We start from the raw sequence: 11,968 nt of genomic DNA on the forward strand, positions 1-11,968 counted from the left end.
TTTTCGCGTTCTCTGCCCTTTACTTTCGCTATATTGAAAACTGGAATATACAATGTTTTCCTTTCTTTCTTCTCATCCTATTTTACTCCTACCTAAAAAACTCATTTTTTGTTGTCACGTCGTCACAAAGGAGAGAGCACTCTGATAACCAAAATATTATACAGTATGACAACAAAATTTCATTGTCACGCTGTTTTTATACCATTGTCACGCCTATAACAGATACTATTTCTATACGTTAACTAAGAAGTGTGACGACGTGACAACAAAAAGCAATATGTAAGGAGGAGTTGGTTTTCGTATTACTTATCATATCCCCAACTACAATAAGCGTATCAGCTGACACAATAAGCCTCTCAGCTCATTTCCTTATTGCATCCTCAAAAGCAATAAGGATATTTTTGGTTCATCCCCGAATTGTACAGGTATTTATGAGCAAAGAAAAGTACCAGCACAATTAGGGGATGAACCTTCATTTCTTCCTTCTTGATGGATTAAACTTATGAACAAGGTGAAACATACCATAACGACTGATCGGATAGCGGACAGTTTCAGTTCGTCCTTGTGAATTGATAGTTTGAGAGATACCTGATAATTGGTGCAACAAATCAAAGCCGTCGAAGTAGACTAACCAGTTTTCTCCAAAGCTACGGCTAAGTCTTGCGTTCCAAATATATTCAGGTTTTTTCAAAGATTGCGTATAACCAAAACGATTGTAAACAAAGAAATCTGTAGACAATTGAATGCCATAAATCTTTGGAATAGTAAGGCTAAGGCCATACTTTAAATTACCAATGTTGATAGTAGAAAAATTCTGCTGCTTGCTAATTGCACTATTCCATTCTCCCCCAAGATTCAAAGAGAAATGCCATTCCCCTTTAGTATAATCTAATGAGGCATTGTTAGTTAACCAAGTTGTGCGTACAATGCTTCGAATATTTTTTTTGTTTTGTTGAGCTAGATCAACTCCGTGTACATATTGTAGCAACCAATCGTTTTGGAAACTCCAAGGAGAATTTGGAGAGCTAATTGGCGATGTATAAGAAAGGGTATGACAAAGCCAATAACTGCCGTGTGTGTTTCCTTTTTGGTAGAGCGTGATACCAGATGTGTAATCGAAAGAAGTTATATCGCTTATGTCTGTTGGACTAAATAGTACTTGCAAACCTGTTCTGATACTTCTTTTCGTTGTTTCGTTGTTCTTTTCATAAGTAAACTCCAACGAATGTTCATCGCTATTCTTTATAGAGACATTACCGATATAATGAACAAGAGGATTTGCGTTGTTTATCTCTTCTACGTAATCCGTCATTAGCGGAAGGTTATGCTGCCAAACGTACTTGAATTCAAGTTTACGTTTAATTTGTTCTCCCCATTTATAATATATATCCAGAGTTGGTTCAAAAAAGCAATAGTTTTTTGTAAATGTATTATCGAAAGAACCTTTGGCATAAGTGAGGTGTTTATTTGTTATTTTTAGAGGAAGTTCCAATTGCGCAAACCAAGATATCGTTTGCCATTTCGTGGAAACCTTAAATGTCTGTAAAAGAGTGTGTTCTTTTAAGCAGTAGGAGTTTTGTGTGTCTATCGTATTTGAAAAATCATCATTGGGAATCGTTCCAAGTGTTGGATATGTGGGATAAGCGTATCCGGGTAGCTTATGTAAGTTGTATAATGCGTAACGAGAGCGCGAGGTTTGCGCATCAATGCTATAATGAGGTATCAAGACAACATTGTTATTTAGCCAATAGAAGTAAAAGGTCGTGAAATTAAAGTTAGTAGTCCGATTAGGTGAGTGATTCGCATAGCGGTTTCGGAAATCCGTATTTAGCAGATAGCTATAAGGCATATCTGTTAATAACGTTTCAAAAGTTTTCCCCTTTGCTTGGGCATACGAAATACTTCCCGAGAGATATATCATATCATTTGAGAAAACTCTTTTCTGCATCGTCACTTGACCAGACGTAGCAAAGTCTCGATTGCTACCTATATTTTCTTGATAGTTACGATTTAGTGTGTTTTTTCTTATGTATTCGGGAAGCGACTGTAATCGTAGTGAATCGCGTAACTTGTACGAGAAAGAATTATTCGGTTTTTCTAAGAAAGTTGCATTAGTCCCAGCGCTGTTTTGATGTCTTTTGCCGTATGATAAATTATACGAAACATTGTACCATGTTTGTTTGTAAGGATGTAACTCTAATCTATTTTCGGAAGAAAAAGATAGCCTGTTGGTGTGGCTATTATTCCAACTCTGCTTAAAAGAATTGCCTTGTGGCAAAAATAACTCTTGACTAATAATTTCTAAACCATTGGTCAACTGATGTTCTACTTTAGTATTACTATTTACAGAGAAACGCCCATCACGACCGTTAACCAATAAGTCTATTCCTACTTGCTGTGTAGTAATTCTATTGTCGTCCATATCATCAGGCGTCCAGCCGTCATCTTGACCAGGCTGCCGTAACGTACTTAGATTGTTTGCGTTTCCATAAAAAGAGAGTCGTGATTGAGGGGTAAAGCGTAGTGCAAAAAGTCGAGAAAGATAGCGTTCATTTGTGCCAAGACCTGCAAGAATTTGGCCTACCCAGCCAATATTATATTGTTTTTTCAAACGCACGTCCATTACAAATTCACGTTTTTCCACATCTTTACCAACGCGCTCATTTAGTTTTCCTTGTTTTTCAAAGACTTGTACTTGCTTAACCATGTAAGCAGGCAAATTATTCAGTAAAATGCCTCCATCTTTTCCAAAGAAATCTTCTCCATTCAAAAGAAGAGATTCCACTTGGCGGCCATTAACGAATATGCGCCCATCTTTCTTTAATGTTGTCCCTGGAAGTTGACGAATCAGAACATCTAACATAGAACCTTCTCCCAGTTGAAAGGCATCAGCATTATATATTAATGTGTCACCACGATGATAGAATTTTATTTTGGTGGCAACAATGGTTGCTTCTCCGAGTTGTTGTTCCCTAGAACGGTGGAGATAAACATTAAATAATTGACGGCTAAATTCACGCTTGGAAAAATGTAAAGCGGGTATATCTACTTCTTTGCTTTCATACCCTTTTGCAGAAAAACGAGCTCTTTGTTTTTGCGTATGTTGATTACAATAAAAATACCAAGTAGCATTGTCATAACCAACTATAACATCTTTTTTAGTAGTCATACTTCTTGACACATTTCCGTCAATGTCCAATAAATCAACCGTTACACTATCTACAATTTGGCGAGTAAGGACATCAAAAACACCACCATAAAAATAGTGATCTTTAGTCTCTTGAGCTTGAATTTCAACAAGCACAAGGCTCAAGGTCAGTAAAAATATTAATTTAACTGCTTTCATATTTTATACTTATGTATCTAACGTGAGTTCGTTGAACTCACGTTATTCAGATCATCACTTCTTGGACAAACGGTTATAAAAACACAAACCTCCTGCACTCAGTGTGGAGGGTTTGTGTTTACATAGGAATTTAAACTACTATGGAGCTTTATTTCGTTGTTATCTTCACAATTTCTGTGGGCTTCAACTCTGCATTGCGGCGTTCCGTTTCGCGCACCACAGCTTCAGCAAGGTTGCGAAAGGCTGTACCTGTGAGGCTATCAGCATGAACGGCTACGGGTTCGCCTTCATCTCCACTATTGCAAATGCTCTGCACAATGGGAATTTGGCCAAGTAGTGGAACGTTCATCTCTTCTGCCAAACGTTTCACCCCCTCTTTACCAAAAATATAGTAGCGATTTTCGGGGAGTTCGGCAGGTGTAAACCAAGCCATATTTTCTACAAGTCCTAAGATAGGAACATTCACTTTATCGTTTTGATACATATCAATACCCTTGCGCGCATCTGCTAGAGCCACATTCTGCGGCGTGGAAACGATTACGGCTCCCGTGATGGCCAAAGATTGAAGTAGCGTTAAGTGAATGTCGCTTGTGCCCGGCGGCGTGTCCAGCACAAAATAGTCGAGATCGCCCCAATCGGCATCAGCTATAAGTTGCTTAAGAGCGTTGGAAGCCATACCGCCTCGCCAAAGCGTTGCAGTATCTGGATTGACAAAGAAACCGATGGAGAGAAGTTTTACACCATATTTCTCGGCAGGAATGATGAGTTCGCGCCCTTCTTTCTTCTCCATAAAAATCTGCGCACCTTCTACATGAAACATCTTCGGTACACTCGGTCCAAAAATATCTGCGTCGAGAAGTCCTACCTTATAGCCCATCTGCGCCAGAGCTACGGCTAAGTTGGCCGATACAGTACTTTTGCCTACTCCGCCTTTACCGCTGCTCACCGCGATGACATTCTTCACGCCTGGTAGCATCTTACCAGGTTCGGGACGTGCTGCTTGCAAACTCTTCACACTGATCGCCACATTTACATCCTTACTTACAAACGCGTGAATGGTTGATTCAGCCGACTTTACGACGGATTTAATAAAGGGATCTGTACTCTTTTCAAAAATAAGGGAGAAGGAGACGTTCATTCCGTTGATGCGAATATCATCCTCTACCATATTAGCCTCAACGAGGTTTTTACCATTGCCTGGATAGTGAACTTTTTCCAAAACATCGGTAATCATTTTGGGATATAATGTCATGTTCTATTTGTTATGTTCTAAAATATTATTTTGCGGTCGTGAGTCCGGAACGCTTGTTACGATTGTAGGAGCGGTAAGAGTCCAGTTCGATTTCTACATCTGGCTCTTGGAGTTCACCTTCTTGCGGAAGATGGAATTTGAGGTATTTAATCGTGAAACCACGACTGAGCCATTGCTGCTCGTAATAAGTCTGAATACCTAAAATTGCTTTGTCCTCCTCGCTGAGTTCTGTTTGATAAAGATCTTCGGTGCGATAGTCCACGGGGAGATTATTAGCAGCAATCATATACTTCGTATAGGTAAAGAGGAAGTTGCTATCCGTCTTCACATGAACAATGCCGCTATCTTTCAAGATACGGCGATAGCGCTCCAGGAAGTAAGTAGAAGTGAGACGCTTTGTGGGCTTCTTCATTTGAGGGTCTGAGAATGTCAGCCAGATTTCACTCACTTCGCCAGCCTCAAAGAAACGATCAATAAATTCTATCCCTGTACGCAAGAATGCCACATTCCTCAAATTATTCTCCAACGAATCCTTTGCACCAGTCCACATCCGCGAACCTTTGATGTCCACACCAATGAAGTTTTTATCGGGAAAAAGTCGTGCCAAGCCCACCGTGTATTCTCCACGTCCACACCCCAATTCAAGAACGATGGGGTTGCTGTTCTTGAAATACGTATCGTGCCAATGTCCCGGTTTCAAATCGTAAACAGGATTGGTCATCGACACTCCATTACAGAGTTCGCGCTCTGGACATTGAAACACATTCTCAAAACGTTCCATATCGGCGAATTTCGCCAGTTTATTCTTTCCCATCTGCAAGTATCTTTTTTACATCTGCATCAGTTTTGACAAGTTTGTCCTTGCAGAACTTAAGAAGTTTTTGTGCCTCTTTGAGGCGAACACTCAGCTCATCCAGTTCGAGCGTATTCTGCTCGAAACTCTCCACGATTTCTTCCAATCGCGCCAATGCCGTTTCGTAAGTTTGTTCTTTTGCCATATTTCTTATGTCGTATAGCTTTCTTTTTTTATTCAACAATGCTGCTTACTGCTCCATCCTCAAACTGCGTTTGTAAGCGGTCGCCAGGTTTCAGTTGGGATGCTTTCCTTACGACTTTCCCGTTGAGCGTTGTTATACTGAAACCTAATTTCAAAATGCGTTCCGGACTGGCCAGTCGCACATTTTGCTCTAACAGTTTCAATGTTCGGTCTTCGCGCTCCAAGCGATGTTCTATCGCTGCAGTAATACGTTCGGGAATGAGATCGAGACGATGCTGCTCATTCTGCAAACGTTGTTGCGTGAGTAATTCGAGTCGCCCCATCAGACGAAGCAAGCGTTCGCGGCGCAAATTGGAAAACTGCTCGGAAGCCAACTGGAAACGATGGGCCAATTGTTGGAAATGTTCGTTGCAATCACGCAGAAAGAGAGTAGCTGCACGCTGCAAAGTCTCTTCCAACGCTTCCACCTCTCGGATTTCTTTTTCACGCGCGTCAAGGAGAAAAGCCGCGACAGCTGTTGGTGTCTTCAATCGTGTGTGTGCAACAAAGTCAATAACCGTATCATCACGCTCATGGCCGATACCTGTAAGGATGGGAAGAGGAAATTGTGCCACATTAGCAGCCAGCAAGTAGGAATCGAAACCGTTAAGGTCGCTCACTGCACCTCCACCGCGAATAATTGCTACAGCATCCCATTTTTCCTCTTCGGCAGCTATCTTCTCCAAAGCTGCAATCACGCTATTCTCAACAGTATTTCCCTGCATGATAGCCGGGAAGAGTTTTAACGTAAACTTATAGGGCTTTTGATTCATTTGGTTGCAGAAGTCGCCATATCCAGCTGCTGTCTCGCTCGAAATAACAGCGATACGACTCAGCGGGCGTGGGAGCACGAGTGCTTTGTTCATTTCCAACACGCCATCTTCTCGCAACTGTTCTAAAATTTCTTGGCGACGACGTGCCATATCTCCCATTGTGTAGGTTGGGTCAATATCAAGAATATTCAGACTATAACCATATACTTCATGAAAGTCTACCTCTACCTCAACAAGCACCTTCATTCCTGCTGCTAAAGTTTGCCCCGTGGCACGCTCAAAGTGGGAGCGAAGCAGTGCAAAGGTATTACGCCAAATATGAGCCGAAGCTTTAGCAACTAAGCCATCGTGGGGATCGCGCTCCACAAACTCCAGATAACAATGCCCATTTCCCCTCACACTAACACTGGCGATTTCAGCCACAACCCAATAGCTATCTGGCATCTGGTAGTGCAGGGTATCCCTCACAAGGGCGTTAAGTTCGGAAAGGGAAATGGAAGTCATAAGGAGAAGTTAATGTGTTAATGTGTTAATGTGTTAATGTGTTAATGTGTTAATGTGTTAATGCTATTTTTTGACATATACTTAATTAACGCATTAAGCAACGTTTTATTTAAGAGCTTGATTAGCTTTCCACAAATCAGGAATACCATAACCGAAAACTTCATTCGGCTTTTTGTAATAGTTGCCCGCTTCACGAACCGCTTTCATGATCTCAAGCGGAGTTTTATCGCGATGAGCTTGCCAGAGACAAGTGACAGCACCAGCAAGGATAGGACAAGAGAAACTTGTTCCGTTTGCCGTATCTACATTTCCGCTGGGATAGAAAAGTGCACAATCACGCCCCATCGCCATCGCATCAGGTTTCACGCGCCCATCAGCAGTATAACCCAAAGAAGAGAAATTTGTATTGATACTATCTGCAGCTACTGCGCCAACCGTCAAGATGTCGGTAGCATCAGAGGGAAAGTTGATTTTCTTCCATCGGCCGTTACCTTCATTTCCCGCAGAGTTGAGAACGAGCAAACCACGAGAAGCTGCCAATGATGCTGCAATACTATTAACAGCTGTGCGACCATTCAGATCGGCATAAGTATGATTCATCTCGGGATAGTCGAAATTATAGTAACCCAAAGAAGCTGTCACCACATCAACACCCAAACTATCGGCATATTCAAGAGCTGCTGCATAATTGTCCTCTTCCACAAGTTGTTCCGTCTTAGAGTCTTCACTCTGAAGCAAATAAAAACTGGCTTCAGGAGCAGTACCAACAAGGAAATGGGGATGATTAGTAGCAATACATGAAAGAACCATTGTTCCATGAGATTGCCAGTCGTAAACAGACTTGCCCGGCTCAGCAAAGTTGCGTGTACCAAGAATCTTTGCACTACGAAGACCTGGTATAATATCGGTATTGAGAAAGCCTCCATCAAGTACAGCTATCGTCATACCTTCTCCACGAAATCCTGCTTGATGAAGCTTCTGCGTGTTGAGCATCTCCACTTGTTCTTGTGCATAACCATAAAAATTGTCGAGCGTGTCTGTTTCTATATTTTTTATAAGTTCATAACGTTCTTCATTGGAGGAAGCATCTATTGAGTCTGGACCAATCCAGACAAGACGCGTTGCTTTGACAAAAGGAAGCATCCGAATGGCGGCCATTTTCAGCGTATCAGTAGTTTCTACCACCACTGTGTTGTTCCATTTTGACACATTGTGGATTTTCAGTCCTTCTTGGCGCAACACTTGGAGATAGTTGGGCGAAACGGGAAGATCATAGTGATCCACCTTTATCTTATAGCGTTGACGACGCTCAAGAGCTTTTGCTGAGAGAAATTCCTGGGGGCGCTTGAGCGAATATGTATTATTTTTCTTATCCGTAAGCGTCACGCGGAAGCGATAAGTTTTAGGCATCGCCTGCATTTTTGATTGATGCTGTGCAACAACTGGAGTGCTAAAAAGGAAACACAAAGTGACAAAGCACAAGATATTCAATGTTCTCATTATTGCTATTTTTATTTCTTCTGCAAAGATACTCTTTTTCTTTTTTCTATGGGAGGACAACTTATGGGTTCTATAATCCATTGCCGCATCTCCCCTACTCCATTTTCATCTTTTCCCAGTCGAATGTAACGCGTCCTTGTCGGTTGATGAGATAGTCGATAGAGATTTCGCCTTGATAGGGATTTTCCTGTTCATTGTAGTCGCCAGGCACTGCATCAGAGGCTTGAATCTTCGCTCCTGCCACACTCACGGGAGTCTCTTTCATATACAGAAGTGAGTTCTGCCCATTCATCTTTAACCGCAATGTCACATAGCCTGCATTGGTTTCACCTTGTGCACAGAGGTATTTATCGAAACGCAAAGGAATACCATTTCTCGTTTGCCGTTTGCTCAAGATAAGTTGGTTTTGCGTTAATGTGAGTTGCGGAACCAAACGGAAGAGATTGAAACCTAACACAATTTTAATATCTTTACCATCAACGACCTTACAGAATATATTACGGAAGCGCGCCGTACCGATGCTTAATTCAGGCAATATAGCGTAGGTGTCATGAGCATCGTGGAAAAAGATATGAGCGCCTAATTTCTGAACGGCTTTCATCGATATGGTTGTTATTGGCTGTGTGATATCAATGCAGGCAGCATAAGGCTTCGCCCCTACTTGTACACTCACTGTTTTATCCGTTTGATTGAAAGGCACTGTAAGGGAATCGACCGTGGAGAGATATTGTGGAACACCAAATGGAATAGCAGCGCGGAGCAACTGCTCATAGCGCTGTATCTTCAATCGGGCAGAACCCGAAAAGGCGTTATTATCAAGCAACTTACGGCAATCTGCGGAGGCTTCCGCATAATGCCCTATAACCCCTAAAGCGCGCACTTTTTCGGTTTCTACCATGAGCAGTTCTTCTTCTGTCCTACTTCCGAACAAAGCTGGCTCAAGACGACGTGCTAACGAAATGACAGAATTGGGAACATTCTTTCCTTTATCCACCAAAAATCGGAGAAAATCAGACGTCACAGAATCATCGGCCACGACCTGCAAAGCAGGGGCGTTACGTTCTAACCCGAAAAGATCTCCATCTGCGGTATAGTCGGCCAAGTATCTTTGGTTGTACTGTTGCTTTCCTTCAATCGTGAGTTTCATCCCGCCGAAGTCGAAGCGTACAAGAGAAAAACCACGCAGGAAGGGCAAGCCTAAAATACCGCAAGAGTTTCCATCTTTTACCTCACTGAGTTCTACTGCTGGCACAAGGGCGCACTCACCATTGAGCGTAAGGTGGAAATCGAGCGTATCGGTTTCTTCAGGAGGAAATACCACTGCTGACAACACATTACCCGGCGAACCGCTTTCCAAACTCAAACCGCAAGTTGCACCCTCGTATTCAGCCTGAAGCTGAAGTCTGTAATTATCATTAAGACGCAAATTGGGTTGGCTCTTACTAAAATCCATCCGAGAAGGAGCAAACACAATCTTTTCTGGATAGATACATATCTCGCCCAAGCGCATCAACTCACGATTGCCCAGAATACGACAGGTTTCGGGCTTTATATCTGCAGTCATTGCCGCTGCTGGAAATACATAGACCAAAAGATTCCGGAAGCGAACGCTCCCCACACGAAGCTCGCGCAGGAAAGCTGGCCGAACATCCACTTTCCCAAACATGGTGTTCACGCTTAATGTCACATTGAGCACGCGCGCTCCAAATTGTCGAGCATCGGCTTCGGTGATAATGGTCCGATGCTGTCCAGTGTTGAGGTGAAAATACACATTACTTCCTCCGTTAATAGATGCAGGCAGAAGCAAAGGCCAGTCGCGCGTAGTGGGGACGGATGTTGGCGTTGAGGGTTGCTCAAGAACAAAAGGTTGTTCATTGCGCAATTCGCGAGCGATACTCGCGAAAGTCTCCATAGGAACAGCGCGCAACTGGGGGAGTGTTGTGGCAAATTCGCAGAAATCAGCAAACTTCTCCCAAAGCCCTTGAGAGATATAATTTTCTATGCAAGTTGTAGCATAAGTGGTTTGCACTTCAGCATTCAGCGAATCAGCATAAAAACGCAGCAAACTATCGGCCGACGCACACGCCACATCGGGACGATTAAATGCACGCGCCAGTTCTGCTCGCGCGGTGAGTCGAGCAAAGGCCGTGAGCGATGGTTCGGAGCGATAAGCTTTTAGCAACTCAAAATCGCTTCTGCGCTCGGCCAATCCTAAGATGCGTCCACTCGATCCGCTACTTCCATAGCGAACGGCCTTTTGCGCATAGTCGCGAAACACATCGATGCGTACGGCTCTAAAATTATGACGTTTAAGATAGCGAATTTGCTGATCGGCATACGCCTGTAACTCTTCATAAAGTCCATCGTTGAGAAGATTCTCTGCTTTCAGTTCGGTCAAGGCCAAGCGCCCTACCGACCCCACTTGTTTTGGAAAATTATTAACAAGTGAATCCACACACTGATTCGTGCGATGATTATCTCCCTCAGCACGCGCAATGGACAAATCGCAGAAAAGACGCACATAGGTAGGGAGTTCTGCCTTATGTTGACGATAGAGAGGGCGCAACTGCCTCACTTCTCCACGTGCTGCTAACATTGCACAGCGATTCGCAATAGAATCAGGCAATGCTGCTTGACAACTTGCCGCTATGCTTATAAACAGAAAGAGAATATTGAGAATACGTTTCATCATAAACTGCTCTGAGAGGTTTAAAATATAACACTTCGTCCGCAAATATCCGAAAAATAGCTGACTTTTACAAATTTACAGCTCTCTATTCTTCCCAACTGAAAGTATACTCTCCCCCAAAACAGTCCATCCAAAACAATATTTCGAAACAGCTACCACTCGACAAAATCAACTTATACAGAAAACAAAAGCATACACCTTCTGAATAAGAGCCGTAACTTCATTATGACTTCTCCTTGAGCTTGTCCCAAACATTTTCTGGAGAAGAAGTGTGGTGAGCATAAATATCCTTATTGCGTATGGAGATTCAATAAGGATGTGAGCCGATAGCCTTATTGCGTCAGCCAACTCGCTTATTGTAGCAGAGAGGGAATGGAGGAATGTGGAATATAGGAGGATTCTCTCCCTCCCTTATATGTTGTTTTTTCTGGTAAGGAGGAGACTGCAAGAGGATAAAGATATAACGGACATAGATTTCTGCTTTTTAACAAAAGCAGAAATCTTGCAACGCATTATCGTCTAAAAATAAATGAAAACGTTAATTATCACAATATGTGCGCGCAGGGATAGTTTCGGAGCTTACTCCAGCAATTGTGATGGTATCTTTGGAGCGGGCGATACCATAGCGGAGTACAAAGCTAACATATTAGAAGCAATTCGCCTTATCAAAGAAACTCTTCCACCAGAAAGAAGGAACTCAAAAAGTAAAACAAAAAACGCGGCGTCCACTTTTCTTCAAAGCTTCTGCCGCGTTTTGTCGGAAAGAGGCGACTCGAACGCCCGACCCCTACGTCCCGAACGTAGTGCGCTACCAACTGCGCTACTTTCCGATTGCGGGTGCAAAAGTAGAGTTTTGTTTTTGTTCTAC

7 protein-coding genes and 1 tRNA gene are annotated in these 11,968 nt (G+C 42.7%); all 8 read right to left on the minus strand.

Going from position 1 to position 11,968, the window contains the following annotated elements:
• Positions 1-472: 472 nt before the first annotated feature.
• Positions 473-3,346 (minus strand): hypothetical protein, encoded by a 2,874-nt coding sequence (locus ACO4R2_RS09705; protein WP_484770020.1) that lies wholly within the window; start codon positions 3,344-3,346, stop codon positions 473-475.
• Positions 3,347-3,494: 148 nt separating this feature from the next.
• Positions 3,495-4,598, minus strand: coding sequence for an Mrp/NBP35 family ATP-binding protein (locus tag ACO4R2_RS09710; RefSeq protein WP_484770021.1), 1,104 nt, complete (start codon positions 4,596-4,598; stop codon positions 3,495-3,497).
• Between the two features lie 25 nt (positions 4,599-4,623).
• Complete coding sequence (trmB, locus tag ACO4R2_RS09715) at positions 4,624-5,412, minus strand: tRNA (guanosine(46)-N7)-methyltransferase TrmB (protein ID WP_484770022.1); 789 nt, start codon at positions 5,410-5,412, stop codon at positions 4,624-4,626.
• Positions 5,399-5,596: an exodeoxyribonuclease VII small subunit gene (gene xseB, locus ACO4R2_RS09720; RefSeq protein WP_009347436.1), complete on the minus strand. Its 198-nt coding sequence runs from the start codon at positions 5,594-5,596 to the stop codon at positions 5,399-5,401. Before xseB ends, trmB begins: the two co-directional genes overlap by 14 nt.
• 28 nt (positions 5,597-5,624) lie before the next feature.
• Positions 5,625-6,911, minus strand: coding sequence for an exodeoxyribonuclease VII large subunit (gene xseA, locus ACO4R2_RS09725; protein WP_484770023.1), 1,287 nt, complete (start codon positions 6,909-6,911; stop codon positions 5,625-5,627).
• 105 nt (positions 6,912-7,016) lie between these two features.
• Positions 7,017-8,321: a S8 family serine peptidase gene (locus tag ACO4R2_RS09730; protein ID WP_484770024.1), complete on the minus strand. Its 1,305-nt coding sequence runs from the start codon at positions 8,319-8,321 to the stop codon at positions 7,017-7,019.
• Between the two features lie 184 nt (positions 8,322-8,505).
• Positions 8,506-11,103, minus strand: a complete 2,598-nt coding sequence (locus ACO4R2_RS09735) for a retropepsin-like aspartic protease (protein WP_484770025.1) — start codon at positions 11,101-11,103, stop codon at positions 8,506-8,508.
• A 754-nt stretch (positions 11,104-11,857) separates the two neighbouring features.
• Positions 11,858-11,930: transfer RNA gene (locus ACO4R2_RS09740), tRNA-Pro, on the minus strand.
• Between the last annotated feature and the right edge of the window lie 38 nt (positions 11,931-11,968).

This window comes from Alloprevotella sp. (genome assembly GCF_057240785.1).

Excerpts from the sequence above, each read along its gene's own strand:
- ACO4R2_RS09705 (WP_484770020.1), bottom strand. The coding sequence starts at position 3,346 with ATGAAAGCAGTTAAATTAATATTTTTACTGACCTTGAGCCTTGTGCTT.
- ACO4R2_RS09710 (WP_484770021.1), bottom strand. The coding sequence starts at position 4,598 with ATGACATTATATCCCAAAATGATTACCGATGTTTTGGAAAAAGTTCAC.
- trmB (WP_484770022.1), bottom strand. The coding sequence starts at position 5,412 with ATGGGAAAGAATAAACTGGCGAAATTCGCCGATATGGAACGTTTTGAG.
- xseB (WP_009347436.1), bottom strand. The coding sequence starts at position 5,596 with ATGGCAAAAGAACAAACTTACGAAACGGCATTGGCGCGATTGGAAGAA.
- xseA (WP_484770023.1), bottom strand. The coding sequence starts at position 6,911 with ATGACTTCCATTTCCCTTTCCGAACTTAACGCCCTTGTGAGGGATACC.
- ACO4R2_RS09730 (WP_484770024.1), bottom strand. The coding sequence starts at position 8,321 with ATGCCTAAAACTTATCGCTTCCGCGTGACGCTTACGGATAAGAAAAAT.
- ACO4R2_RS09735 (WP_484770025.1), bottom strand. The coding sequence starts at position 11,103 with ATGATGAAACGTATTCTCAATATTCTCTTTCTGTTTATAAGCATAGCG.